The sequence below is a fragment of the Sulfitobacter sp. OXR-159 genome, assembly GCF_034377145.1.
GTDB lineage: Bacteria > Pseudomonadota > Alphaproteobacteria > Rhodobacterales > Rhodobacteraceae > Sulfitobacter.
The window spans coordinates 3,139,160-3,165,465 of record NZ_CP139707.1 but is presented as its reverse complement, the minus strand read 5'-3'; the positions used below and the strand labels follow the sequence as shown (position 1 = coordinate 3,165,465).

The window sequence follows — 26,306 nt, the reverse complement described above, 5'->3', positions numbered from 1 at the left end:
GCGATTCGCCGGGTAGCCATTGGAATGAAGCTTCCGTACGTCCCTCGCTTTGATTGGGCCAAGACCGCAGAGAAGATCCTTACCCGGGACCGGCACGAGCTGGACCGACACAATGAAGATCACGGATACAGGTAGAGAATTTCAGACTTAGAGCGACTGTCCGAAACGCAAAACGCAACCCCGAGGGTTGCGTTTTCGGTTGAACTGAAACGGGGGAGGTTAATCCGCGATCAGCCCCATGTTCTCAAGCTTCAGCAGCACCTGATGGGCACAGTTGTCGACCTCAACATTCTCGGTCTCCAGCACCAGTTCGGCGTTCTGCGGTACGTCATAGGGGTCGGAAATGCCTGTGAACTCCTTGATCTTGCCTTCGCGCGCCAGCTTGTAGAGCCCCTTGCGGTCGCGGCGCTCGCATTCCTCAATCGAGGTCGCGACATGGACCTCAACGAAGGCGCCGAAGTTCTCCACATCCTCACGCACCGCGCGGCGGGTGGTGGCATAGGGCGCGATGGGCGCGCAGATGGCGATGCCGCCGTTCTTGGTGATCTCGCTTGCAACATAGCCGATGCGGCGGATGTTCAGGTCGCGGTGCTCTTTCGAGAAGCCCAGTTCCGAGCTGAGGTTTTTCCGCACGATATCGCCATCTAGGAGCGTCACAGGGCGACCGCCCATCTCCATCAGCTTGACCATCAGCGCGTTGGCGATGGTGGATTTGCCCGAGCCGGAGAAACCGGTGAAGAAGACGGTAAAGCCCTGCTTCGAGCGCGGCGGCGAGGTGCGGCGCAGTTCCTTGACGACCTCGGGGAAGGAGAACCACTCAGGGATTTCCAGCCCTTCGCGCAGGCGGCGGCGCAGCTCGGTGCCCGAGATGTTCAGGATGGTGACGCTGTCTTTGTCCTCGATTTCATCCATGGCCTCATATTGAGCGCGTTCCTGCACCCAGACCATATGTTTGAAATCGACCATTTCGATGCCCATTTCCTCTTGATGCGCGCGGAAGAGGTCCTGCGCGTCATAGGGGCCATAGAAATCTTCACCGGCGGAGTTCTTGCCGGGGCCAGCGTGGTCGCGACCCACGATGAAATGTGTGCAGCCGTGGTTCTTGCGGATCAGCCCGTGCCAGACGGCCTCACGCGGGCCAGCCATGCGCATGGCGAGGTTCAAAAGGCTCATCGAGGTGGTGGCGGCAGGGTATTTGTCGAGCACCGCCTCATAGCAGCGCACGCGGGTGAAGTGATCGACATCGCCCGGTTTAGTCATGCCGACGACCGGATGGATCAGCAGGTTGGCCTGCGCCTCACGGGCGGCACGGAAGGTGAGTTCCTGGTGCGCGCGGTGCAGCGGGTTGCGGGTTTGGAAGGCCACCACGCGGCGCCAGCCCAGCTTGCGGAAATAGGCGCGCAGCTCGTTAGGCGTGTCGCGACGGGCACGGAAATCATAGTGCACGGGCTGCTGGATGCCGGTCACCGGACCGCCGAGATAGACGTTGCCCGCTTGGTTGTGCAGATAGTTCACCGCCGGATGCGCGTCGTCATCCGCGCCAAAGACCTTCTCGGCCTCCCGTGCCTTGTTTGGGGTCCAACGGTCGGTGATGGTCATGGTCGCAAGGATCACGCCCTCTTGGTCGCGCAGGGCGATGTCCTGACCCAGTTCCAGCTTTTCGGCGAAGGCTTCGCTGACGTCGAGGTTGATCGGCATGGGCCAGAGGCTGCCATCGGCCAGCCGCATGTTCTCGACCACGCCGTCATAGTCTTCCTCGGACAGGAAACCTTTGAGCGGGTTGAAACCGCCGTTCATCAAAAGCTCCAGATCGCAGATCTGACGCGGGGTGAGATCAAGGCTCACCAAATTGCCGGCTTCGATCTTGAGTTTCTGCGAAGACTCGTAAGAGACATAGAGTTCGGGGATCGGCGCAAGGTTGCTGGGCATCATAACTATCACTTTTTCTAAACTTGGCAGGTGCTTTGAATGGGGCCGCCATAGCTGCAATGCGCGTGATATGTCTATAGATTTAGTGCTCTGAGCCTGAAACTTCCTACCTGTTGCCCATTCAAATTCACGAAAGTTAGGGTGACGAGGTCACAATTTTTCCACCTCACGCCATCGCCCAAATCGCGCTCCCGCAACTGGACTATCCAATAGATTTAGTCCTCTGACGCCCTGCAGGGCGTACTCTCACTTGCGTTGGAATGGGCAATTCCTCCCGCCCATCGTGGTCTACCCCTCACGCCTTCCCGCACCAACGTCACACGGGCCGTCCCCATCCGACATTCCGCTTCTACCGCAAAACAGCGCGCGCCCCATACGCGAGTTGCCCAAAATTTCACAGTTCGGCTGCCAACTGCCCAATCATACAGCACCCTTTCTGCGGTGCAGAAATTTCCCCGCGGTCGGGGCTTGCTGGCTCGGTCCTCTGAACTGAGGCTGTAGAGGCTCCGCTACGGGGCGTCGCGAACGGAGAAGTCCGGCAAGGGGGCCATCCGTGCGTAACTATAATAAACGCTGTGTGGAAATGCATTTGGCCTTTGGCATGCTTGCGTCTCCGCTCTTCCGCACACCAAACGGGGATACCGAAATGAGACTTTCCACCAAACGCACACTTACTGCGACCGCTGCCCTATTGATCGCAGGTTCAGCCGCCAGCGCGGAATGCGAGGACCCGATCAAGGTTGGCGTGCTGCACTCTCTGTCCGGCACGATGGCCATTTCCGAGACGACGTTGAAAGACACGATGGAGCTTTTGATCACGCAACAAAACGCTGCGGGCGGTCTGTTGGATTGCGAAATCGAAGCCGTTGTCGTGGATCCCGCCTCGGATTGGCCTTTGTTCGCCGAAAAGGCGCGCGAGCTTCTGACCGTGTCCGAGGTGGATGTCATCTTCGGCTCCTGGACATCTGTTTCGCGCAAATCCGCATTGCCTGTTCTGGAAGAGTTGAACGGCCTGATGTTCTACCCGGTTCAGTATGAGGGCGAGGAAAGCTCGCGCAACGTGTTCTATACCGGCGCGGCCCCGAATCAGCAGGCGATCCCTGCGACCGATTATTTCCTGGAGGAACTGGGCGTCGAGAAATTTGCTCTGCTCGGCACAGACTATGTCTATCCCAGAACCACCAACAATATCCTTGAACAGTACCTTTTGGACAAGGGCATCCCCAAGGAAAACATCTTCGTTAACTATACACCCTTCGGGCATTCGGACTGGTCCACCATTGTGGCGGATGTGGTCGAACTGGGGGCGGATGGCTCTCAGGTGGGCGTGATCTCGACCATCAACGGCGACGCGAATATCGGCTTTTACAAGGAGTTGGCGGCTGCCGGTATCTCGGCTGATGACATCCCGGTCGTGGCATTTTCGGTCGGGGAAGAAGAGCTTTCGGGCCTCGATACCGCTGACCTTGTCGGCCACCTCGCGGCGTGGAACTACTTTCAATCCGCAGAATCCGATGCGAACGACGAATGGGTCGCCGCTTGGAAAGAGGCGATGGGCGAAGACCGCGTGACCAATGACCCGATGGAAGCCCATTATATCGGCTTCAACATGTGGGTGAATGCGGTCACCGAGGCGGGCACCACGGATGTGGATGCGGTGCGTGCGGCGATGTATGGGCAGGAATTCCCGAACCTCACCGGCGGGACGGCTGTCATGCTGCCCAATCACCACCTCGCCAAGCCTGTCTTGATTGGTGAAATCACCTCTGACGGCCAGTTCGACATCATCAGCCAGACCGAAGAGGTGCCCGGCGATGCATGGACGGACTTCCTGCCTGAATCGGCTGTTCTGGTCTCCGATTGGAAAGAACTTGAGTGCGGCATGTACAATACCGAAACCAAAACCTGCGTTCAGTTGACCTCGAACTACTAACGCCAACCGTCGGGCGCGTCCTCAACCGCGCCCGACGCTCTTTCTGAACACTCTTTCCGTCCGAAAGCCCCATATCTCATGGTTCGAATACTGCTCAGCCTGATGTGCTTGCTGACATCCGTCAGTCTTGCATCCGCTCAGGAACTTCAGTCTGTCTTGCAGACCCACGCCGAAGAGGTGGCCAAGCCATCGCGCAAATCGGTCGGCGTTTTGCTGGACGATCTGGTGGCATCGGGCCTGCCGCAGGTTCCTGTTTTTCTGGAGCAATGGGCCGAGCGGAGCGTCTGGCAAGACGATGCAACTGGCCTGTTCTACTTTGCGAAGGAAGCCGGCGATACACTCACGCTGCGCGACGTTGATACGGGCGAAGAGACAACGGCTTCTTCGGACAGTTTCAGCCAGCTGCGCCCCAACGGCGGTGTGCGGCGTGTCATCGGCACGGCATTGGTGCAGTTCCAACTGTCTGATCCCGACCCCGAACGCCGCAGCGCCGCCCTTGAAAGCATCGCGAGACGCAGCGATGCCAGCCAGCTTGACCCGCTCTTGGCCTCGCTCGAAGGGGAGAATGATCCCATCCTGCGCGCCCGCAAACAGCAACTGAGCAATTTCTTGACCGCGCGCTTCGGAGCGGCCCCCGAGGCGCGCATTCGTGCGATCGAAAGCCTGTCTTCCGACACCTCTCTCGAAGCCCGCGCGGTGCTGAGCCAAATTCTATCTGTAACGACAGGCGTTGCGGCAGAGCAGCCCGAGGGTAACATCGCCCGCAATCTTGACCCCATGGTGGCCCCTTCGGCGAGCTATGAGACGCTGGTCGAAGCCGATCTTGCCCCCGCAATCGTGCCGCCCGGTGATATTCGTGCTGCCCTTGAAGCCAATATCGTCGATGGCCGCGTCGGCGGCATCCCTCTGGCGCAACTGGACGACCCGGACAGGCGGATGGATGCGTATCGCGCGCTTGCCGAGGCGGGGACCGTCCCGCCGTTGGTAACGCCGGATGATATCGTCACCGCCCTGCAGAATGCCGTCTTCTATGAACGCTACGAAGAGGATGACAGGGCGATTACCGACGCTGCCCGCACCACGCTTGACGCGGTTGAGACGCAGGTCGGCTGGGCGCAGACCTTTGATTTGACGTTGGACGGTTTGTCGCTGGCCTCGATTTATTTTCTCGCAGCGATTGGGCTGGCGATTACCTTTGGGCAGATGGGGGTCATCAACATGGCCCATGGCGAGTTTATCATGATGGGCGCCTATACGGGCTATGTCGTGCAACTCATCGTCCCTGACTACACGGTCTCGCTGCTCATCGCGCTGCCGCTAGCCTTTGCCGTTACCTTTGGGGCGGGTGTCGCAATGGAGCGGCTGGTGATCCGGCATCTCTACCATCGCCCGCTTGAAACCTTATTGGCGACCTTCGGCATCTCGATCGCCTTGCAGCAAATCGCCAAGAATATCTTTGGCACTCAGGCCCGCCCGCTGACATCGCCTGAGTGGCTTCGGGGCGCGCTCGTAATCTCGGATGTGGTTCAAATCAGTTACATCCGCATTGCCATATTCGTGCTGGCGCTGATCTTTCTATTTTTGCTGCTGTATATCCTCAAGCGCACGCGCCTTGGTTTGGAGGTGCGCGCGGTGACGCAAAACCCGGGCATGGCGGCTTCAATGGGCATCAACCCTGACCGCATCAATATGATGACCTTTGGGCTGGGGTCCGGCATCGCCGGGGTCGCGGGCGTCGGCATCGGCCTTTATGCGCAGGTCACCTCTGAAATGGGCGCGAACTATATCGTGCAAAGCTTCATGACCGTCGTAGTGGGCGGTGTTGGATCGGTATTCGGCACGCTGGCCGGAGCGGGGCTGATTGGCTTCCTGCAAAAGGGGATCGAGTGGTTGAACCCGTCCAACACACTGGCGGCACAGACCTACATGATCCTTTTCATCATCCTGTTCATTCAATTCCGGCCCAAGGGCATCGTCGCCCCCAAAGGCCGGGCAGCGGCGGATTGAGCCATGACCCAGACGCACAGCCAACGACGGTCTTTCATCGGCCGCAATCCTTCGGTTCTCTACTTCCTTGCCGCACTGGGTCTCTTTACAGTCCTTGTGACGGTGATGTCCGAAGCCGCCGGTACCGGTCTTGTCTCAACCTCCTTCGTCAAGACATTGGGCAAAGCCCTGTGTCTTTGCCTCGTGGCCATCGCGATGGATGTCGTTTGGGGGTATTGCGGCATCCTTAGCCTCGGTCATTTCGCCTTTTTCGGGATCGGCGGCTACGCCATCGGGATGTGGCTCATGTATGCGCGTACGGAAAACATCGTCGCGGACAGCCTCGCAGGTCAGGTCATCCCGCCAACCCCGCAAGAGATTTCAGACGCCATCGGAAACCAAATTTTCGGTGTCGTCGGCTCATCGGAATTCCCGTTGATCTGGGCTTTCGCGGAAAACATTTTTATCCAATTGGCCTTCGTCGTGCTGATCCCCGGCGCCCTTGCGCTGGTCTTTGGCTGGCTTGCATTCCGCAGCCGCGTCAACGGCGTTTACCTGTCGATCCTGACCCAAGCCATGACACTGGCGCTCGCGCTCTACCTGTTTCAGAACGACAGCGGTTTGCGTGGCAACAACGGTCTGTCGGGCCTGCAAAACATCCCCGGCTTCGCCGAAAGCGGCCAAGACGTGGTCTCCATCGTCTTTTTCCTCGCCTCTGCCTTGGCGCTTGCTCTGGGCTATCTGTTTTTCGCATGGATCACCGACAGCAAGCTGGGCAATGTCATCCAAGCCATCCGTGACGATGAATCGCGCGTTCGTTTTCTGGGCTACCATGTAGAGAGCTATAAGCTCTTCGTCTTCACCATCACCGCCATCGTCGCAGGCATCGCCGGCGCGCTTTATTACCCGCAAGCGGGCATCATCAACCCGGCTGAAATCGCCCCCATCGCGTCGATCTATCTCGCGGTATGGGTCGCCATCGGCGGGCGTGGCCGGCTTTACGGTGCGGTGATCGGTGCGGCGGTGGTCTCACTTTTGTCCAGTTGGTTTACGGGCGGCGGCGCGCCCAGCATCAATCTGGGGGTCTATACGATCCACTGGGTTGATTGGTGGCTGGTGCTGCTTGGCCTGAGCTTTGTACTTATCACGCTGTTTGCCCCCAAGGGCATCGGCGGCCTCTTTGACAAACTGGTGCGCAAGTCATGAGTTCTCTTTTGGAAATGTCCGGAATTTCGAAATCTTTTGACGGGTTTCAGGCGATCAAGAACCTTAGTCTACAGATCGGTGAGCCGGAATTGCGCGCGGTGATCGGCCCCAATGGCGCGGGCAAGACGACCTTCATGGACATCATCACCGGCAAGACAAAGCCGGATGAAGGCTATATTCTGTTTGGTGATGACAGCCGCTCTCTTATTGGCATGTCGGAAAGCCAGATCGCGATGCTTGGGATTGGGCGCAAGTTTCAAAAGCCGACAGTGTTTGAGGCGCAAACCGTGCGCGAAAACCTTGCCATGGCGCTAAAGAACCCGCGTGGTACATTCTCGGTGCTGTTCCACCGCAAGACCTCGGAAGGGGCGGCGCGGCTTGAAAAGATCGCCGATGAGATCAACCTGACCGCCCATCTCTCCCGCCCTGCCGGAGAGTTAAGCCACGGGCAAAAGCAGTGGCTGGAGATCGGGATGCTGCTTGCGCAATCACCCCGCTTGCTGCTGGTGGATGAGCCCGCCGCAGGCATGACGGCGCATGAACGCGAACACACCACAGACATCCTGAAAAAAGCCGCCGAGACCCGCGCCGTTATCGTGGTGGAACACGACATGGAGTTTGTGCGGCGGCTGAATTGCAAGGTGACCGTGTTGCACGAAGGATCGGTGCTGGCCGAAGGGTCGCTGGATCATGTCACCAGCAACCAGACTGTTATTGACGTTTATTTGGGGCGCAGCGATGCTGGAGATTGAGAACCTAAACCTGAAATACGGGCAATCTCAGATACTTCATGAGGTCACGTTGAACGCGCCCGTGGGGCAGGTGACCTGTGTGACGGGCACCAATGGGGTCGGCAAAACCAGCCTGCTGAAAGCCATCGCCGGGCGGCATCCTTTTTCGGGCGGGCGGATCAGCCTTGATGGTGAGGAATTGCAACCGGGCCGTGCGGCCCTGTCGGCCAAAGCGGGCGTCGGATATGTGCCACAGGGGCGCGAGATATTTCCGCTCATGACCGTTCAAGAGAACCTCGAAACGGGCTTTGCCTGCCTTCCCAAATCCGAGCATAAGATCCCGGATGACATTTTTGAGCTTTTTCCGGTCCTCGCTGAGATGAAGGCCCGGCGCGGGGGGGACTTGTCTGGTGGGCAACAACAGCAGCTTTCCGTTGCCCGGGCGCTTATTGCCCGCCCTAAGGTGCTGCTGTTGGATGAACCGACCGAAGGGATTCAGCCCAATATCATCCAGATGATCGGCCACACCATTCGCCTTCTGCGGGATCGGGGGGAATTGGCCATCGTGTTGGTGGAGCAGAATTTCGAATTTGCCTACCTCAATGCCGATCATTTCCACGTCATGCAGCGCGGACAAATCACCCAATCGATCCCAAAATCCGAAGCCCAACGCGCGCAACTCTTGGACGCGCTTGCGCTATAAGTGATCGCTGTTGCCCGTCTTGCGCGCAGGCCCGGCTTGCCCGCAAGGCGCAAAACCCTTCTATTATTGTGGCGCGGCGGGGCAGCAAAGTCTTGACTTCCCGACCGTCAAACGGTGTACCTGCGCGAAACCTGAAATAGCCCTAGGAAGGGACCATCATGCACGCCTATCGCAGCCATACCTGTGCCGATCTGAGCCTTGAGAACAAGGGTGACACTGTGCGCCTGTCCGGCTGGGTGCACCGGGTGCGGGACCACGGCGGTGTGCTGTTTTTGGACCTGCGCGACCATTACGGGATCACTCAGGTCATCTGCGACCCTGACAGCCCGGCCTTCGCCGAGATGGAAAAGGTCCGCGCGGAATGGTGCGTGCGCATTGATGGCACTGTAAAGGCGCGGGACGAAAGCCTTGTGAACCCCAAGCTGCCCACCGGCGAGATTGAGGTCTATGCGCGCGACATCGAAGTGCTAGGCTCCGCCGCTGAATTGCCGCTTCAGGTCTTCGGCGAGCAGGAATACCCCGAAGAGACGCGCCTGCGCTATCGCTACCTCGACCTGCGTCGCGAGAAGATGCAAAAGAACATGGCGCTGCGTTCCGACGTTGTGACCTCCATCCGCAAGCGCATGTGGGATCAGAACTTCCGTGAGTTCCAGACGCCGATCATCACGGCGTCTTCCCCCGAAGGTGCGCGCGACTTCCTCGTGCCCAGCCGTCTGCACCCGGGCAAGTTCTACGCCCTGCCGCAGGCGCCGCAGCAGTTCAAACAGCTGCTGATGGTCTCGGGCTTTGATAAGTATTTCCAGATCGCGCCCTGCTTCCGCGATGAAGACCCGCGCGCCGACCGCTCGCCCACCGATTTCTACCAGCTCGACATGGAGATGTCCTTTGTCACCCAGCAGGACGTTTTCGACACGATCCAGCCGGTGATCGCAGGCATCTTCCAAGAGTTCGGCGGCGGCAAAAAGGTCGATGAGACCTGGGAGCAGATTTCCTACAAAGACGCGGCGCTGTGGTATGGCTCGGACAAGCCCGATCTGCGCAACCCGATCAAGATGCAGGTGGTCTCGGACCATTTCCGCGATTCCGGTTTCGCAATTTTCGCCAAGCTGCTGGAGCAGGATGGCACCGAAATCCGCGCGATCCCCGCGCCCAAAGGCGGCAGCCGCAAGTTCTGTGACCGCATGAACGCCTTTGCTCAAAAAGAAGGTCTGCCCGGCATGGGCTATATCTTCTGGCGGGATCAGGGCAACGGGATGGAGGCGGCTGGCCCGTTGGCCAAAAACATCGGTCCCGAGCGCACCGAGGCGATCCGCCAGCAGTTGGATCTGGGTGTCGGCGATGCCGCCTTCTTCCTTGGTGGCAAGCCGAAGTCGTTTGAAGCAGTCGCAGGCCGCGCGCGGAACGTGATCGGCGAGGAGTTGAACCTCACCGATAAGGACCGCTTTGCCTTTGCTTGGATCGTCGATTTCCCGATTTACGAGCGTGACGAAGAGACCGGCAAGATCGACTTCGAGCACAACCCCTTCTCCATGCCGCAGGGCGGGATGGAGGCGCTGCAGGGCGATCCGCTCAAGGTGCTGGGCTATCAATATGACCTCGCCTGCAACGGCTATGAGCTGGTCTCGGGTGCGATCCGAAACCACAAGCCCGAGATCATGTTCAAGGCGTTTGAGATCGCGGGCTATGGCGAAGACGAGGTGCGCAAGCGCTTTGGCGGCATGGTTAATGCATTCCAATACGGCGCCCCGCCCCACGGTGGTTGTGCTGCCGGTATCGACCGGATCGTCATGCTGCTGGCCGAAGAGCAGAACATCCGCGAAGTCATCCTCTTTCCGATGAACCAGCGTGCCGAAGACCTGATGATGAACGCGCCTTCTGAACCCACCAGCGATCAGCTGATGGAACTGGGCTTGCGGGTCATCCCGCAGGAGTGATCCTTTCTGAGTGAAATGTCGCCCCCGGCTTAGTCGGGGGTGATATTGCCCGGTAGGATGCCCAGCACCAGAACTGGACAGCCGCCGCTGCGCCCGGCGGCGATGCGGCTGATAAGCTTATGGGTGCCGGTGGTGCTGGCCCCGAACTTTGCGCTTACGGTCTTGTCGGTCTCATTGCCGAATTTGTCCAAGCAATTGCCGAGCGATTTGAAAAACCCGTTCGATAGTTCGCGCGTCACGATGACGCCAACGTCGATCACCCCCGCTTCAAAAAAGCTGCGAAAGGCATAGAGGTCACGGTCGTAGGTCTGGTCTTTGCTGTTCCACTCATAGTCGAAAGCCACGCGGCTGCGCCAAAAGTCGACCATATGGTTGTGGATGAAGTCTTCGCGGATGATGCGGTCGACCTCGGGGGCACTGTCGCCCTTGCCAGCGGTAAGTTGCACCAGCAAGTCGGCCTTGATCCGCACTTCCTCGTGGAAATTCTCGGCCGCCGCATATTGGGCGAACCGGGTCGTGGCCGACATGCGGTTGCCTCCCGGCGCGCGGATTTCATTGCGGCTGATGGTGAACTGACGCAGCACGCGGATGATTGCGGCCAGTTCTTCCGGCGCACGCTGTTGCAAGACGGCGGCTGCGCTGCGGTAGCTGGTGACGGAGTAGCGATCGCGCAGATCGACGGGCAGCAGGTCTTCGACGAGCCTTTCATCGTCGAACACCGCGTCGTCGATGCGCCGCGCCAGATTACTCAGCCGCGACACTGGAATTGTAACTGTAGGTTTTCCAATCGGGCTTGTAATCCGCCTCGGCCTGATTGCCCCAAACGGTCCAGCCCTCGCGGACACCGCGCCCGAACAGTTCGAGGTAGGGGCCCCAAGAGCAGCTTTCGATCAGGTCATATTGCTCATCCGGCTTGCGCGAATGCTCTCGCTTGCGGGTTTGCATCATGTTTACCTGGCGCCGCCCGGCATCTAAGGTGCGTACGTTCTTGCCGCGCACGCCGAACAGCAAAATTTCGGTCACATTGCGGAAATAGAACCCCACGCCACGCCCGTCACTGCCGCCATCTTTGCGGATTTTATGCCAAATGATGTTGGATTTATATTCAAATCCCCAAGCCTTGAGCACCTGCAGCCCCTCGGGCAACAGCGCGTTCGGCACCCACATGTAACAATGCGCGCGGTCTTCGAGGTGATCGGCCACGGGCAGGGCGCAGATGTCATCAACCGTCATCGTGGGATAACGGGCCAAGCGCTTATGCTCGGGCGCGACCTTGCCGGTGCGGTTGGTGAAGCGCCACGGCGGGTCCGCCATGACGCATCCAAACCGATCTTTGCCCAGAAAGTCGCGTAGGTCTTGTGATGGATTATCGCTCATATCCAATATATTGCGTTTCCTCGGGCTTTCTTGCAACCGCTACCTGCCCAGAGGGGCTGGATATCCACAAGAACGTTAAGAGAACACGTTTATCAGGTAAGAGCGTGTCCGGTCAATCCTCAAGACTGTCTTCGCGCTTTTCCTCGATGAGCTTGGCTTCCTTTTCCTTACGCTTCAGGAACTTGTCGCCGAAGGCGTCGTTATGTTCCTCGCCGATGACCTTCTTAGCGCGGGTGAAAAGCTCGTCTTCTTCCTCGTCCATGTGATGCTCGTAGTCATGCTTGAGTTGCTTGAAACGAGTCAGCCAAGCAGAGGACGACATATCGGTTTCGCGCAGCTCTTCCATGATATCGTCAAGCTGCTGGTGTTCGTGAACCGAATGGCGCGCGTGATCTTGGCCCCATGTTTCGGACATCAGCGTAGAATAAAAGGTCTCTTCTTCGGCGGCGGCGTGGGATTTCACGTCATGGTAAAAACGGTCCCAAGCCTTGCGGCGCTCGGCGCTGTCGCCTTCGGTGTCGGCAATGGTGTTGAGCATGGCGCGGTGTTCATCATGATCTTCTTTGATCGCGTCATAGATGGAGGGCATGGGGAAAAATCCTTTGGTGTTACCTGTGGGTAACGCCGAAGCCACCGGCAGGTTCCCGCCCTAGAAGACCGCGCCCTTCGCCGCTTGGCTGGCGACCTGTTGGAACAGCCCGCCTGTTTGGGCGTGAAATGCCGCCAAAGTAACGACCACCAGCCCCAGAACATTCGCGCCCACGACGATCCAATCGACCGGCTTTGCGGGTTTGACGCTTTCCTTGGCGTGGTGCTGGGTCATCTCACCCTCCGGGGGTCGCTTGCGTTTAGCATAATGCTGCAGGCTGAATGTGGCATGAATGTGTAGCCGGGATGCCAAGACTGGGGTCTGGTGGGATTAATTCAAGTTTATTCATCTTGGCGGCCTGTAAAGCGCGGTGCATAACTTTGCTATGAACAGCAGATCAGACCCGCGCCCTGTCGGGCCCACGATAGAGAATTGGGCCGAGCCCCAACGGCCCGCCGGTGAGGTGCTCTCCGGGCGCCATGTGGCGTTGGAGCCGCTTTCGGCAGAGAAACACGCTGCGCTGCTCTACCCCGCCTATGTGGGGGAGGACCACGTTTGGGATTATCTGCCCTACGGGCCATTCTCTTCGGCGGCGCAGTATCACCGCTGGGTGCGCGATAGTGCAGCGCAGGTTGATCCGTATTTCATGGCAGTGAAAGACCGCGCGCGGGATCAATGGGCGGGCGTGGCAAGTTTTCTGCGGATCAAGCCCGAGGCAGGCAGTATCGAGGTGGGCCACATCAACTTCAGCCCCGCCCTACAGCGCACCCCCGCGGCGACCGAGGCGATATTCCTGATGATGCAATGGGCCTTTGAGGCGGGCTACCGACGGTTCGAGTGGAAATGCGACGCGCTCAACCGTCCGTCCCGCCGCGCCGCGCAGCGGTTGGGGTTGAGCTATGAGGGTGTCTTTCGGCAAGCGACCATCGTCAAGGGGCGCAACCGCGACACGGCTTGGTTCGCCGCGATCGACACGGAATGGCCCGCGCTGAAAGAGGCGTTTGAAGCTTGGCTGTCCCCCAGTAATTTTGACGGGCAGGGGCAACAGAAGGAACGGCTCGGCGATCTGACCCGCCTTGTTCGTGTAACGAGCGACCCGATGCTTTAAGTGGCCTGCCTGCCGGGTGGGTCAAATCGCAATTTTCTCAGTCAATCGGATCTGGATCATTCCGGCTATTGTCGCGGCCTCTGATCCCGCGGGTTGGCCGAGTGCGCGTTTATGTGCCAAAGCCCTTGCCGCCTCTTCCAGCCTAAGGTCATTCGCGGAACGGGCAACGCCGCAGAGGAATTGCGCGACATAATCAAGCGTGGGCTCATCCGGTTCGCCGCCGAGGACGCCCGCGATATGGGCAATGTCATCTTGAAAGCCGATTCGGTCCGGGGAGATCTCTTCATCAGGGAGGGCGCGCAGGCCTACGGGACGGCGCTCTTCGGGGAGGGTTTTCAGAATGGCCTGCTGAAAGGATGACAGCGATGTAATCGGCTTCGCGATAAACCCATCGACCCCGGCCGCGCGGGCATCAGGCTCCATATGGCTGTCGCCAGAGATGGCGATAATCGTTTCCACCCGTGGCGTGCTTTGTGTGAGTTCGGCGATCAGGTCCAGACCGCTGCCGTCGGGCAGGCCAAGGTCGACCAACGCCACAGCGGGGCGATAGACCTGTAGATGGCGCCGGGCAGAGCGCAAACTATCTGCCCGCCTGATCCGCGCGCCAGAGCGTAGACAGAGCAGGCGCATCGCCTCGCAAGCGAAACGGCTGTCTTCCACCACCAAAACGGTGAGACCCAGCAGCGGTCGCTCCGCCGTGGGGGTGGGGGTGGTTCTTTCAAAAGGGTCGGTGTCGTCCATGATCGCCTCCAACAACATCTGCTACGCTATCGTTACGCCGCGTTGGCTAACGACGCGTTAACGTGACGCATTGTTGTTCAGCGGACGGGCGGGCATAAAGCTGGGCAAATCACGAGGAGCACCCAAGATGATCGGACGTCTTAACCATGTGGCCATCGCCGTGCCGGATCTCGATGCGGCGGCGGATCAGTATCGCCACGCGCTTGGCGCCAAGGTCGGCGCGCCGCAGGCCGAACCGGATCACGGGGTGACCGTGATCTTTATCGAACTGCCCAACACCAAGATCGAATTGCTGCATCCTTTGGGCGATGACAGCCCGATCAATGGCTTTTTGGAAAAGAACCCGGCGGGTGGCATCCACCACATCTGCTATGAGGTCGATGACATCATCGCGGCGCGCGATCACCTGAAATCCACCGGCGCGCGGGTGCTGGGCTCGGGCGAACCCAAGATCGGCGCCCATGGCAAGCCGGTACTGTTCCTGCATCCCAAGGATTTCAACGGCGCGCTCGTCGAGCTTGAGGAGGTCTGAGCATGGGGATCGTTTCGGGCCTCGTGCTCTTTGCCGTCATCTGGTCGATGACATTCATGGTCGCCCTGCCGATTCGGGTGCAAACTCAAGGGGACGCAGGCGAGGTCGTGCCCGGCACCCATGCGGGCGCACCGGCGCAGCATCATCTGGGGCGCAAGGCGCTGTGGACCACGCTGGTGGCCGCAATCATTTGGGCGATCTGCGCCACGATCATCCTGTCGGGCTGGATCAGCGTCGCGGATATCGAAGGCTGGCTGCATCCGAATGTGGCACCAACGCATGGTACAGGTGGGTAAAGGTCGCCGCTCCTAGGATCGGGATCAGCAGGTTCAGCAGCGGCACCGACAGCGGCACCGCCATCAGCACCCCGGCCAGCCAGATCGTGCCCGCATGGCGGCGGCGCAGGCGTTTCGCCTCGTCCCGGCCATGGCGGCGCAGCGCGGCGAGGGTGAAATATTCGCGCCCCAGCAAGAACCCGTTCAGCCCCCAAAAGATGAACAGCGCCGCCGGGGCGAAGAGCAGGTAGAGCACCAGCGCCAGCAGGTTTGCCCCCACCAGCACGCCCATGAAGTTGACAGTATCGCGGATCGCATCGCCGATGCTGACACGGTGCGCCGGGGGCAGATGCGGGTAGTGCACCTCTTCCACCGCATCGGCCACATCATCCAGAAACATCGATGTAATCGCCGAGGCGACGGGCACCATCAAAAAGACCGAGAGCACCATCAGCAGGATTAGCGCGCTCCAACTCAGCAGATCATCGAGCCAGTTGACCTCGCCCAGTACCGGCAGCCAAGCGTCTTCGGGGGTGACCCAATCCACCAGATAGGCAAAGCCCGCCGTCGCCGCGACCAGCAGCGCCAGCGACAGGCCGACGCCGAGCAGGACCACCTTGCGAAAGCGCGCATCGCCCAATTGGCCAAGCGCGCGGGTAAAGGACCGCAGGATCGCGTTTACAGCCATGTGGTGATCTCGTCGATGTCAGGGCGCGGACGCTCGGGCGGGGCGGCGGTTTCGGTGCCGATATGGATGATCCCCGCGATACGCTCATGCGGGGCGAGGGCAAAGCCTTCCTCCATGAAACCGCGGTCATGGGAAGGCCAACCGCTGAGCCAGTTTGCCCCCCAGCCTGCGGCAAGCGCCGCGTTGAGCAGCGCAAGGCAGACGGCCCCGGCGGAATATGTCTGCTCTAGTGGTGGGATTTTGGGTGAGGGCTTTTGCACCTCGATCACCGCCACGGCGAGGTTGCCTTGATCGAATTGGCCACGCCCCTTGGCGGTGTCCTCTGGCCCGAGGCCAAGGGCCGCGCCGCGTTTCTCAGCCACTTCGGCCAATCGCGCCATCGCCGCGCGGTCGATGACCACGAAACGCCACGGCTCCAGCTTGCCGTGATCCGGCGTGCGGGCGGCGGCGGTCAGAAGCGGGCGCAGCGCCTCGGCATCGGGCACCGGCAGGCCCAGCGTCTTGGCCGGGCGCGAGCGGCGGTTTTGCAAAAAGGCGAGGGCGGAAGGGTCAGCTACGGGCATTGCGGTCTCTTACAGGTCCAGTTGCTGCGCCATATCGTCAATCGACTGGCGCAGGAAGGCATCAAAGGCGGGCGAGGGTTGGCGGGCGTGCAGGGACCGCGCCATCGGGTCAGGCGCGTCGATCTTGCTGCCCGCAAGCGCGGCGATCGTGGCATGGCCGCAGAAGGGGACATAGGCCTCGGAATAGCCGCCCTCATGCACCAGCACGAGCTTGCCGTCGCAGAGCTTGTCGGCGGTGTCGCGGATGCGCTTGGTCATCTCGGCAAAGGTGGCGGCGGTGGCCTGCATCCGTGCCAGCGGATCGACGATTGCCGCGTCATAGCCGCAGGCAACGATAATCATGTCGGGGGCGAAGGCCTCAATCGCGGGGATCACCACGCGGTCCATCGCGTGTAGGTAGGCGGTGTGGCCCGAGCCCGCGTGCATCGGCAGGTTGATGTTATAGCCTTCGCCAGCACCCCGCCCGCGATCTGCGAGGCCGCCGGTGTCGATCGGGTAATTCCCCTCTTGATGCAGAGAGATCGTCAGCACGTCATCGCGGTCATAATAGATCGCCTCGGTCCCATTGCCGTGGTGCACGTCCCAGTCCAGCACGACCACGCGCTTGGCCAGCCCCTTGGCCTGTGCGGCCTCGATGGCGATGGCGACATTGGCCGGCAGGCAGAACCCATTGGGCAGATCGGGCAGGCAGTGATGCCCCGGTGGGCGGCTGAGGGCATAGGCATTGTCGAGATCGCCGCGTGCTACGGCGTCGACCGCGGCGATGGCCAGCCCGGCAGACAGCGCGGCCAGCTCATAACCGCCGCGGGCGAAGGGGACCGCATGGCCCAATTCCCCGCCCCCCGCGTCAGAGAGTCGCTTGAATTCATCAAGGTAGCTTTCGGGATGCACCCGTGCCAGCGCTTCGCGGCTGGCCGGGGCGGCGCTGCGGGTATCGAGTTCGTCGAAGAGCCCCGTTACCTCCATAAGGTTCTTCATTCGGCGCTTGGTTTCGGGGTTTTCCGGCAGGCCGCCTGCCGCGAGGGGCTGCACCAGCCCGCCGACCGGCATGGTAAAGGCGTAGTTCCCGCCTGCGTGCCAGAAGCAGCGTTCGTCCCAGAAAAAACCTGTGGTCATCGTGTGATCCCCTTCATCCTTGCGGGGAAGGTGGCGCAGGGCAGCGGGATTGTCCATGGCGGGAAGGGTTCACACGGGCGGTGGTGCGTGGGGTGGGTGCGGGATTCGGTATTTCTAAAAGGATGAAGGGGGCAGGGGAGCTCTTTCGGCAGCGCTGCGGTCAGTTTGCCTCGGCCAGTAGGGCAGCGACATCGAGGGGGGCGTTGACCATTTTGAGATCGCCTTGTGCATCGCGGGGCCAGTCGGCTTGGGGCCGGTCCCGGTACAATTCAACACCGTTGTTGTCGGGATCGCGCATGTAGACCGCTTCGCTGACACCGTGATCGGCGGCGCCGTCCAATGTGATGCCAGCCTCAAGCACCCGGCGCAGGGCGCGCGCCAATTGCTGTCGGTCAGGGTAGAGAAAGGCGCTGTGGTAGAGGCCGGTATGGCCTGGCGGCGGCGGGGTGGCGCCCGCGCTTTCCCATGTGTTCAGCCCGATGTGGTGATGATAGCCGCCCGCGCCTAGAAAAGCCGCCTGATCGCCGTAGCGTTGGGTCACGGCAAAGCCCAGCAAGTCGCCGTAAAAATGAATGGCGCGGTCAAGGTCAGCGACCTTGAGGTGTATATGGCCGACGGTTGCGTGGTTCATCGCTTGGTCCTTTTGCTTTCCAGTCAAGATGGCAGCGAGAGGGGGCAGGCGCAATTGCGCAGGAGGGCAGGGGGGCTGTGCGGCATTGCGCGCAGCCCCGGTCTGTCAGCCGACCATGCCGACGATCTCATAGGTGCGCTTGAGGATCGGGGTGGTGATTTCGCGGGCCTGTTCCGCGCCCCGGGCGAGGATGCGGTCGATCTCGGGCTCATCGGCCATCAGGCGCTGCATTTCGGCGGTGATCGGGCCCATTTTGGACACGGCCAGTTCTGCCAGCGCGGGTTTGAAAGTGCCAAACTGCTGGCCGCCGACTTCGGCCAAGACTTGATCGATGGTCTGGTCGCTGAGGGCGGCGTAGATGTTCACGAGGTTGCGCGCTTCGGGGCGGTCCTTCAGGCCCTCGGCCTCGGACGGGAGGGCGTCGGGGTCGGTTTTGGCCTTGCGGAATTTCTTGGCGATCGTGTCTGCGTCATCGGTCAGGTTGATGCGGCTGGCGGGGGAAGGATCGGACTTTGACATTTTCTTGGACCCGTCGCGCAGGGACATAACGCGGGTGGCCGCGCCTTCGATCACCGGTTCGGTGAGGGGGAAGAAATCGACGCCGTAGTCGTGGTTGAACTTGGCCGCGATGTCGCGGGTCAATTCAAGGTGCTGTTTCTGGTCCTCGCCCACCGGCACATGGGTGGCGTGGTAGATCAGGATGTCGGCGGCCATCAGTGCGGGGTAGGCGAAAAGGCCGAGGGAGGCGGCCTCGGCATTTTTGCCGGCCTTGTCTTTCCACTGGGTCATGCGGCCCATCCAGCCCATGCGGGCGACGCAGTTGAAAATCCAAGCCAGTTGCGCGTGTTCGGGCACTTGGCTTTGATTGATCAGGATGGACTTTTCCGGGTCGATGCCCGAAGCGATGAAGCCGGCGCAAAGTTCGCGGGTGCTGCGTTTGAGGTCTTCGGGCTTTTGCGGGACCGTGATCGCGTGCAGGTCGACCATGCAATAGATCGACTGCACGCCCTTTTCCTGTGCATCTGCAAAGCGTTTGAGCGCGCCCAGGTAGTTGCCCAGATGCAGGTCGCCCGAGGGCTGAATGCCGGAAAACACGCGCGGGGTGAATTGGGTCTCGGACATCGGGCGGCACCTCTGGGCTGGAAAGTCTTGCGCGGCAGGCTTACTTCTGGCCGCGAACCCCGTCAAGGAGCGCCCATGCAAGACCCTGATTTCCAGCCCCCCGTGAACCCGCTGCCGCCTGCGGTTGTCGTGTTGTTTTTGGCCATTACTGGCGTTGAGGTGGTCTTGTCCTTGGCCGAGGCTGGGCTGGTCGGTGGCCCTGCTGCCGTAGGCTGGCGGCTGGCGCTGGTGCGCGACTTTGGCTTTTCGGGGCTGATTTTTGACGCGATGATCGGGGCTGGCCAGTACCCGATTGAGCATATCTGGCGGGTGGTGACCTATCCGTTCATTCATCTGGGCTTTACCCATGCGATCTTTGCCGTCGTGCTGCTGTTGGCTCTGGGCAAGTTGGTGGCCGAGGCGATGGGGCAGATGGCCTTTCTGGTGATATTTGTGCTGTCGGGGATCGGCGGGGCGCTGGTTTATGGGGCGCTGTTAAACGATCCGGTTTGGCTCGCCGGGGCCTATCCCAATGTCTATGGGTTGATCGGCGGCTATAGTTTTGTGATGTGGCGGCGGCTGCTTGGCTCAGGCGGGCCGCAGTATCAGGCGTTCACGCTGATCGCCCTGCTGATGGGGCTACAGCTTTTCTGGGGCATCTTTTTTGAGACCGGCTTTTTGTGGGTCGCCGAGTTGGCCGGGTTCTTCTGCGGCTTCGGTCTGAGCTTCTTGGTCGCGCCCGGTGAATGGGCGCGACTGAGGGCGCGGTTGCAGCAGCGTTAACCGCGCCGAACCGCGCGTTTGAACTCGGACAAGCGGAAGGCGCCGATCAACTGGCCGATGCCAAAGTAGCTGATCGCGCCGATGGCGATGAGCAGCACCAGCGCCAGACCACGCCACCATGGCAGGCCCAGCATCGGTTGCAGGGCTGCATTGCCCAGCCAAAGGGCGACGCCCATCGCGGCGGAGGCCATGAGAATGCGCCAGATACGCTTGTGGAACCGCGCGTCGAACTTGGCCGCATCGCCAAACCGCCGCGCGCCGATGGCGAGGCAGGCAAACATCGTCCAGCCCGCCAGCGTAGTTGCAACAGCAGGGGCGATCCAGCTGATGAAGGGCGCAAGGCCCACCGCGAGAGCCGCGTTGACGACCATGGCGACCACAGCAAAGTAGAAGGGGCGGCGGGTATCTTCGCGTGCGAAATAGACCGGTTGCAGGATCTTTTGCAGCACGAAGGATGGCAGGCCGAGGCCGTAGATCATCACCGCTGTGGCAATCGCTGCGGTGTCATCCACGCCCGAGGCGCCGCGTTGGAACAATACGGTAACCAATGCGAAGGGCACCACCATCAGCGCCACTGCCGAAGGGATCGTCAAGGCCAGCGAAATCTCGGCGGCGCGGCTAAGCGCAGTTTGCGCGCCGTCGTTGTCCCCGGCGCGCAGGCGGCGCGAAAGGTCGGGCAGCAGCACGATGCCAACAGCGATACCCACCACGCCTAAGGGCAGCTGATAAAGGCGGTCGGCGGCGAAAAGCCATGAGACGGCCTTGTCATATTGGCTGGCGACCAGTTGCCCCACCACGAGGTTGATCTGCATCACGCCCGAGGCCAGCGCGGCGGGCAGGGCGATGACGATCATCGCGCGCATGTCGGGGGTCCAGCGGGGCCGCGAGGGGCGCAGCGGATAGCCCGCTTGGGCCGCGGCGCGCCATGTCAGGGCAAGCTGCGCCACGCCAGCCACTGGGATCGACCAGATCAGCCAGAGCGCGACTTCGCCCCCGGTGAGGGCGGCAAAGGTCATGGCGGCGATGACGAAGATGTTCAGCAGTACCGGCGCGGCGGCGGCCACGGCAAAGCGTCCGGTGGCGTTCAGGATGCCGGAAAACAGCGCCGAGAGTGACATGCACAGGATATAGGGAAAGGCGATGCGGCCAAAGGCGACGGTCATGTCGAACCGCGGGTCGCCGACAAAGCCCTCGGCGGTCAGCCAGACCAAGCCGGGCATAAAGATCATGCCCAAAGCGGTCAGCGCTAGCACCACCAGCGACAAGCCGTTAAACGCATCGCGGGCGAATTTGCCAGCGCCTTCCTCGCCCTCCAGCTTTTTGGCGAACATCGGCACGAAGGCGGCGTTGAACGCGCCCTCGGCAAAGAAGCGGCGGAACATATTGGGCAGGCGGAAGGCGGCGACGAAGGCGTCCATCACCGGACCGGGGCCAATGAGCGACAGCAACAGCACCTCACGCATGAAGCCGAGCACACGGCTGAGCAAGGTCCAGACACCGACAGTGAAAAAGCCGGACATAAGACGGATAGGTTTCATCAAAAGGTGCCTTAAATTGCGCTGAGGTGATCCCTAGCGCGGGCGCTTACCCGGTGCAATCGCGGTGAGCGGTGCCGGAAGGCTAGCCCCTTGGCTTTGGCAAGGTGGCGCTTATCCCCCGGTGGGGTAGATGAACCCATTGATCGGATAGGTTCTGCCAAAGGCGCCGGGCTGGCTTTCGACCTGCACGGCAGACCAGTCGTTGGCCTTGGACACATCGATCACCGCCATCTTGAGCGAGACCTGATTGCGTTTCCAATTGGCGTGATCCACCCGAATTTCGCGCGGTGAGACGACATCGGAAACCACAGCGATATGCCCCATGGGCATGGACCCGGTCGCGCTAAACGCCATAACGGCACCGACCACAGGCTCATTGCCGCGCGGATAAAGCCCTTTGGCCTTGCCCCACCATGTCTCTGCATTGCCGCGAATCTGGATGCCGCTGACATTGCGGGCAAAGGGCACGCACCAAACGCGCTGGCCCTTGGCGCGCATGTCTTGGGCTGTCTGCACGGCCATGAAATGGCGCTGCGGATCTATTCCTGAGAAATCATAGGGCTGCGGGATGTCAGGCGCTTTGGCGCAGGCTGCCGTCAAAAGAAGTGTGGCGCAAAGGGCCATCAGGCCCCGGTTCGGCAGTGCTGCGCGTGTGACGCTCATATGTCCCTCATTCATGCAATCCCGCGCTTCTGCCGGGTTGAAAGAGATTTTGAGGATCCGATGTCAAAAGCAAAGCGCGGAAATAAAGGGTGGCGGGATTTTGCCGGTCAAAACGTGCCGAAGGAACCCTAGCCCTCGGCCCGCTCAACCCCTGCGGCAATCGCTTCGCGCAGGCGCTTTTCCAAGGTGCGCTGCTTGGCCTCGGTGTAGTATTTCAGGCCGAACATGTCTTTGACGTAGAAGGTATCGACCACCTGCTCGCCAAAGGTCGCGATCACGGCGTTGGCGATATAGACGTTTGAGCCAGCCAAGGTGCGGGTCAGATCATAAAGAAGGCCGGGCCGGTCGCGGGTGTCGACCTCGATGATCGTATAGATTTCAGACCCTTCGTTGTCGAAAGTGATATGGGTCGGCACCTTGAAAGCGCGTTCGCGTTTCTTGACCTTATCGCGCGATTTCAGCGCATCACGGGCGACGATCTCACCCCGCAGGGTCTTTTCGATCGTGTCGCGCAGGCGCGGCAGGCGCGAAGCTTCATAGGCGTTGCCTTCGCTGTCCTGAATCCAGAAGGCATCGGTCACGAAACCGTCTTTGGTGGTATAGCTGCGCGCGTCGACGACATTGGCTCCGACCAGTGCAAGCGCACCCGCAAGCCGGGCAAAGATGCCCGGATGATCGGCCATGACAAAGCTGGCGCGGGTGGCACCACGGTCTTCGTCGGGGTGCAGGTCGATGCGGATGTCGTCATTGCCGATGTCGCGCAGCAGTTCTGCAAAGGCGACGTGAGCGGTGACATGCAGACCCTGCCAATAGGGCGGGTAGTGGCGGGCTGTCTCTTGCTGCAAAAGCTTGCGCGGCCAGTCGGAAAGCGCGGCGCGCAGGGCTTTCTTGGCCTCTGCCCCCCGGTTCTCACGGTTGAGGTCTTCAAGCCCGGTTTCAAGTGCCCGCTCGGTCTGGCGATATAACGCCCGGATCAGCACCGCTTTCCAGTTGTTCCACGTGTTCGGCCCTACGCCGCGAATGTCGCAGACCGTGAGCACACAGAGCAGGTCGAGCCGTTTGACCGTCTGCACCGCCTTGGCAAAATCACGCACCGTGCGCGGATCGGCGATGTCGCGTTTCTGGGCCATGTCGGACATCAGCAGGTGGTAGCGCACCAGCCATTCCACGGTATCGACCTCATCGCGTTTCAACCCCAACCGTGGGCCGATGCGCCGCGCGAGTTTCGCGCCGATAATCGAATGATCCTCGGGTCGCCCTTTGCCGATGTCATGCAGCAGCAGTGCCACATAAAGCACCTTGCGATTGACCCCGCGCTTCAGGATCGAAGAGGCAACGGGCAGTTCTTCTTCCAGCTCGCCTTTTTCGATCCGGGCGAGGTTGGCAATGCACTGGATGGTATGTTCGTCCACGGTGTAGGAGTGGTACATATTGAACTGCATCATCGCCACGATGGGCTCAAACTCAGGGATGAAGGCGCCCAAGACGCCCAATTCGTTCATCCGCCGCAAAGAGCGTTCGGGATTGCCGTGTTTCAACAGCAGATCAAGGAAGATGCGCCGCGCCTCTGGCGTGCGGCGCATGTCATCGTCGATCAGCGCGAGGTTGGCCTTGATCAGCCGCATCGCGTCAGGGTGGATCAGCATGCCGGTGCGCAGGGCCTCTTCGAAGATGCGCAGCAGGTTCAGCTTGTCTTGTAGAAACTCTTGGTCGTCTTTTAGCGCGATGCGGTTGTGGACCACCTGAAACCCTTCGCGCATTTTCGGGCGGCGGCGAAAGATGCGCTCCAGCAGCGGCTCGGCCTTCATATGCGACGCTTCAAGCCCGCTGACAAAGATACGGGTCAGATCCCCCACCGCCGTTGCGTGGCGGAAATAGGCCTGCATGAAGATCTCGACGCCCCGCCGGCCCCCGATATCCTGATAGCCCATCGCTTGGGCAACCTGCACCTGCATGTCAAAGGTCAACTGTTCCGTCGCGCGACCTGCAATCAGGTGAAGATGCCCGCGCACGGCCCAGAGAAAGGCCTCGGCCTCGCGGAAGGTGTCGTATTCATCGGCGCGAAAGACACCGAGATCGACCAGATCGGCGACCCGGTCCACGTCATGGATGAACTTGGCAATCCAAAAGAGCGAATGCAGATCGCGCAGCCCGCCTTTGCCTTCCTTGACGTTGGGCTCGACCATATAGCGCTCACCCTGTTTCAGGTGGCGGTTGTCGCGCTCCTCCAGCTTGGCTTCGATGAAATCCTTCCCGGCACCCGAAAAGAGGTCGTTCTTAAGGCGTTCGGAAAGCTCTTGGGCAAGGGTGAGATCGCCATCGATGAACCGGTTCTCCAGCAGAGCGGTTTGGATGGTGTAGTCATCGGCCCCAAGCCGCAGGCAATCTTCGATGGTGCGGGTGGCGTGACCTACCTTCAGCTTCAAATCCCACAGGATATAGAGCATCGATTCAATCACGCTCTCCGACCAAGCGGTGGCCTTGTAGGGGATGAGGAAAAGCAGATCGACATCGGAAAAGGGCGCCATCTCTCCCCGGCCATAGCCGCCCACGCCGATCATGGCGAGCCGTTCACCCTCGGTCGGGTTCGGATTGGGGTGCAGAACCTGCGTGGCGATCTGCAAGACGCAGCGCAGCAGTTGGTCGGTGAGATAGGTGTAGGAAGAGGTCATCGCCCGCGCATCAAAGGGCGATTCCGCAAAGCCCGCGGCGATTGCCTTGCGGCCTGCCTGCTGGGCTTCTTGGATGAGGGGGACGATCTCGGCCCGCAGCGCGGCACCTTCCAGCGTGCTGTCGCGTTGCGAAAGGGCCTGCCAGACGGCTGTATCGTCAAGGATTTGTTCGGGCGCGCAAATCAGGCGCGGGTGTCGACGCGCGCCTGATGTTGTTGTCGGTTTCGCGAGGTCCAATTCAGAAACCAGCCCCGCCAAAGCCGCGCGGCGCTGGGTCTAGCACGACAACCCGGTTGTTGCGGATCGTGGCCACGGCCAGCGCACGTTCATTGGCGCCATCGCGGCGCAGACGGAAGATGCCGCTGGCCCCTTGGAAACCCGCCCCTTGGGTGAGGGCCGCACCGGAAAGCGCGTTGGATTTGCCGCTCTTTACCAAGGACCCGATCGCCGCGATCCCGTCAAAGGCCAGCCCGGCCAAAGGATGGGGGTCGCTGCCATAGGCCGCTTTGTAGCGGTTGGAGAAGGCACCGCTTGCCGCTGTGTCTGGCAGGGCAAACCAGCCGCCCTGCACGCCGGGTAGGGCCAGCGTTTGCTGCGGGATGTCCCAACGGGTCAGGCCGACATATTGTGTGGTCGCCGATTGGATCCCAGCTTCGGGCAGCAGCTCTGCGAAAAGTGGCAGGGCACTGGCCGAGGACGTTGTGAGGAACAGCGCATTCGCGCCACTGCCTTCGATCGTCGCCTTGACCCGCGGCACGGCGGCCACGACCGACTCTTGGCTCAGCGCGTAATCCACGGTGCCCGCCAGTGTCGCGCCATTGGCGCTGATCGCCTGAACAATCGCATCGCGGCCCAGTTGACCGGCGAGGTCCTGACCATGCAGCACGACCATTTTGTCTTTGCCATTGCGCTTGGCAAAGCTCACCAAACGGTTGGCGGTATTGGCAAAGGTCGGCCCAAGCACGAAGACATTGCCGCCCGCGATGGTCGGGTTGTTCGAGAAAGAGATCACATTGACCCCGGAAGAGGCCACCGCCACGCCGGCCGCATTGGCCGCCTCGCCGTAAACTGGCCCGAGGATGATCTTGGCCCCTTCATTCACCGCCTGAGAGGCAGCGGCAGCGGCTTTGCTGGCATTGCCCGCGGTGCCATAGACGCGCAGGTCAATCTCGACGCCGCCAAGGTCGCGCATCGCAAGACGCGCTGCATTCTCAAGGTTTTTGGCCAGCAACTCATCGCTGGCAGAGCCACCGCGCGGCACCAAAAGCGCGACAGGAACGGGGGCAGAGGGGTCAATGCGCGGGCCGCCGGAATTGGCGCCGCCGATGGCGACGGGCTGACAGGCCGCGAGCAGGACCGCGAATAGAGGCAATAAGAGCAGGTGCATCTTCTTGCGGAAGGCTCGGAAACAGGCAATCATTTGTATTCACTCCCCGGTGGTGGCAAGACGACGACGGTCGCCGGAACATGGCCGCGATCATAGTCACTGCGAAAGGCGGGTCCAGCG

The 26,306-nt window shown here is 60.8% G+C and carries 25 protein-coding genes; 10 read left to right on the top strand and 15 right to left on the bottom strand.

Going from position 1 to position 26,306, the window contains the following annotated elements; all coding sequences use genetic code 11:
* Positions 1-219: 219 nt before the first annotated feature.
* Complete coding sequence (locus T8A63_RS16235) at positions 220-1,932, bottom strand: bifunctional sulfate adenylyltransferase/adenylylsulfate kinase (RefSeq protein ID WP_322344428.1); 1,713 nt, start codon at positions 1,930-1,932, stop codon at positions 220-222.
* Positions 1,933-2,575: 643 nt separating this feature from the next.
* On the opposite strand from T8A63_RS16235, the gene urtA reads away from it, so the two are divergent.
* The 6 genes from urtA (at position 2,576) to aspS (ending at position 10,422) form a co-directional block, all read left to right on the top strand.
* Positions 2,576-3,862 (top strand): urea ABC transporter substrate-binding protein, encoded by a 1,287-nt coding sequence (gene urtA / locus T8A63_RS16230; RefSeq protein WP_067624380.1) that lies wholly within the window; start codon positions 2,576-2,578, stop codon positions 3,860-3,862.
* 78 nt (positions 3,863-3,940) lie between these two features.
* Positions 3,941-5,869: an urea ABC transporter permease subunit UrtB gene (urtB, locus tag T8A63_RS16225; protein ID WP_322344427.1), complete on the top strand. Its 1,929-nt coding sequence runs from the start codon at positions 3,941-3,943 to the stop codon at positions 5,867-5,869.
* Between the two features lie 3 nt (positions 5,870-5,872).
* Positions 5,873-7,054: an urea ABC transporter permease subunit UrtC gene (gene urtC, locus T8A63_RS16220; RefSeq protein ID WP_322344426.1), complete on the top strand. Its 1,182-nt coding sequence runs from the start codon at positions 5,873-5,875 to the stop codon at positions 7,052-7,054.
* Positions 7,051-7,806 (top strand): urea ABC transporter ATP-binding protein UrtD, encoded by a 756-nt coding sequence (urtD, locus tag T8A63_RS16215; protein ID WP_067623736.1) that lies wholly within the window; start codon positions 7,051-7,053, stop codon positions 7,804-7,806. Before urtC ends, urtD begins: the two co-directional genes overlap by 4 nt.
* Positions 7,793-8,488 (top strand): urea ABC transporter ATP-binding subunit UrtE, encoded by a 696-nt coding sequence (gene urtE, locus T8A63_RS16210; RefSeq protein WP_322344425.1) that lies wholly within the window; start codon positions 7,793-7,795, stop codon positions 8,486-8,488. Before urtD ends, urtE begins: the two co-directional genes overlap by 14 nt.
* A 158-nt stretch (positions 8,489-8,646) precedes the next feature.
* A complete protein-coding gene (aspS, locus tag T8A63_RS16205) occupies positions 8,647-10,422 on the top strand; it encodes an aspartate--tRNA ligase (RefSeq protein ID WP_067623742.1) in 1,776 nt (591 codons plus the stop codon).
* A gap of 29 nt (positions 10,423-10,451) precedes the next feature.
* On the opposite strand, the gene T8A63_RS16200 is transcribed toward aspS, so the two are convergent.
* The 4 genes from T8A63_RS16200 to T8A63_RS16185 form a co-directional block, all read right to left on the bottom strand.
* A complete protein-coding gene (locus tag T8A63_RS16200) occupies positions 10,452-11,183 on the bottom strand; it encodes a BglII/BstYI family type II restriction endonuclease (RefSeq protein WP_240791595.1) in 732 nt (243 codons plus the stop codon).
* A complete protein-coding gene (locus T8A63_RS16195) occupies positions 11,167-11,799 on the bottom strand; it encodes an MT-A70 family methyltransferase (RefSeq protein WP_067623744.1) in 633 nt (210 codons plus the stop codon). The genes T8A63_RS16200 and T8A63_RS16195 overlap by 17 nt, the downstream gene beginning before the upstream one ends.
* 112 nt (positions 11,800-11,911) lie before the next feature.
* A complete protein-coding gene (locus tag T8A63_RS16190) occupies positions 11,912-12,388 on the bottom strand; it encodes a hemerythrin domain-containing protein (protein ID WP_322344424.1) in 477 nt (158 codons plus the stop codon).
* 60 nt (positions 12,389-12,448) lie between these two features.
* Positions 12,449-12,622, bottom strand: coding sequence for a hypothetical protein (locus tag T8A63_RS16185; RefSeq protein ID WP_322344423.1), 174 nt, complete (start codon positions 12,620-12,622; stop codon positions 12,449-12,451).
* Positions 12,623-12,773: 151 nt separating this feature from the next.
* On the opposite strand from T8A63_RS16185, the gene T8A63_RS16180 reads away from it, so the two are divergent.
* Complete coding sequence (locus T8A63_RS16180) at positions 12,774-13,496, top strand: GNAT family protein (protein WP_322344422.1); 723 nt, start codon at positions 12,774-12,776, stop codon at positions 13,494-13,496.
* A 21-nt stretch (positions 13,497-13,517) separates the two neighbouring features.
* On the opposite strand, the gene T8A63_RS16175 is transcribed toward T8A63_RS16180, so the two are convergent.
* Positions 13,518-14,237: a response regulator gene (locus T8A63_RS16175; RefSeq protein ID WP_322344421.1), complete on the bottom strand. Its 720-nt coding sequence runs from the start codon at positions 14,235-14,237 to the stop codon at positions 13,518-13,520.
* 127 nt (positions 14,238-14,364) lie between these two features.
* Here T8A63_RS16175 and mce point away from each other — a divergent pair, with 127 nt between their 5' ends.
* Positions 14,365-14,769, top strand: coding sequence for a methylmalonyl-CoA epimerase (gene mce / locus T8A63_RS16170; protein WP_067623753.1), 405 nt, complete (start codon positions 14,365-14,367; stop codon positions 14,767-14,769).
* A gap of 2 nt (positions 14,770-14,771) precedes the next feature.
* Positions 14,772-15,065 (top strand): DUF1467 family protein, encoded by a 294-nt coding sequence (locus tag T8A63_RS16165; protein ID WP_067940531.1) that lies wholly within the window; start codon positions 14,772-14,774, stop codon positions 15,063-15,065.
* Here the strand turns inward: T8A63_RS16165 and T8A63_RS16160 are convergent.
* The 5 genes from T8A63_RS16160 to trpS all read right to left on the bottom strand — a co-directional run bounded on the left by T8A63_RS16160 (position 14,998) and on the right by trpS (position 19,164).
* Positions 14,998-15,732 (bottom strand): EI24 domain-containing protein, encoded by a 735-nt coding sequence (locus tag T8A63_RS16160; RefSeq protein WP_067940529.1) that lies wholly within the window; start codon positions 15,730-15,732, stop codon positions 14,998-15,000. The genes T8A63_RS16165 and T8A63_RS16160 overlap by 68 nt on opposite strands.
* Positions 15,723-16,295, bottom strand: a complete 573-nt coding sequence (locus T8A63_RS16155) for a nitroreductase family protein (protein WP_067940526.1) — start codon at positions 16,293-16,295, stop codon at positions 15,723-15,725. Before T8A63_RS16155 ends, T8A63_RS16160 begins: the two co-directional genes overlap by 10 nt.
* A gap of 9 nt (positions 16,296-16,304) precedes the next feature.
* Positions 16,305-17,411 (bottom strand): class II histone deacetylase, encoded by a 1,107-nt coding sequence (locus tag T8A63_RS16150; RefSeq protein ID WP_322344420.1) that lies wholly within the window; start codon positions 17,409-17,411, stop codon positions 16,305-16,307.
* Between the two features lie 160 nt (positions 17,412-17,571).
* The gene (locus T8A63_RS16145; protein WP_322344419.1) at positions 17,572-18,042 is read right to left on the bottom strand and encodes a VOC family protein; all 471 of its coding nucleotides are present in this window, start codon (positions 18,040-18,042) and stop codon (positions 17,572-17,574) included.
* A gap of 105 nt (positions 18,043-18,147) precedes the next feature.
* Positions 18,148-19,164: a tryptophan--tRNA ligase gene (gene trpS / locus T8A63_RS16140; RefSeq protein ID WP_322344418.1), complete on the bottom strand. Its 1,017-nt coding sequence runs from the start codon at positions 19,162-19,164 to the stop codon at positions 18,148-18,150.
* Positions 19,165-19,239: 75 nt separating this feature from the next.
* Between trpS and T8A63_RS16135 the strand changes: the two genes are divergently transcribed.
* Positions 19,240-19,926, top strand: a complete 687-nt coding sequence (locus T8A63_RS16135) for a rhomboid family intramembrane serine protease (protein WP_067937348.1) — start codon at positions 19,240-19,242, stop codon at positions 19,924-19,926.
* Here the strand turns inward: T8A63_RS16135 and murJ are convergent.
* The 4 genes from murJ to T8A63_RS16115 form a co-directional block, all read right to left on the bottom strand.
* Positions 19,923-21,464: a murein biosynthesis integral membrane protein MurJ gene (gene murJ, locus T8A63_RS16130; RefSeq protein ID WP_322344417.1), complete on the bottom strand. Its 1,542-nt coding sequence runs from the start codon at positions 21,462-21,464 to the stop codon at positions 19,923-19,925. The two genes, T8A63_RS16135 and murJ, sit on opposite strands and share 4 nt — an antisense overlap.
* 111 nt (positions 21,465-21,575) lie before the next feature.
* On the bottom strand, positions 21,576-22,127 hold the full coding sequence (locus T8A63_RS16125; protein WP_322344416.1) for a CHAP domain-containing protein: 552 nt from the start codon (positions 22,125-22,127) through the stop codon (positions 21,576-21,578).
* A gap of 128 nt (positions 22,128-22,255) precedes the next feature.
* Positions 22,256-25,036 (bottom strand): [protein-PII] uridylyltransferase, encoded by a 2,781-nt coding sequence (locus T8A63_RS16120; protein WP_322344415.1) that lies wholly within the window; start codon positions 25,034-25,036, stop codon positions 22,256-22,258.
* 1 nt (position 25,037) lies between these two features.
* Positions 25,038-26,219 carry a penicillin-binding protein activator gene (locus T8A63_RS16115; protein WP_067623778.1) on the bottom strand — a complete coding sequence of 394 codons (1,182 nt, stop codon included), beginning with the start codon at positions 26,217-26,219 and terminating at the stop codon, positions 25,038-25,040.
* Positions 26,220-26,306: the final 87 nt, after the last annotated feature.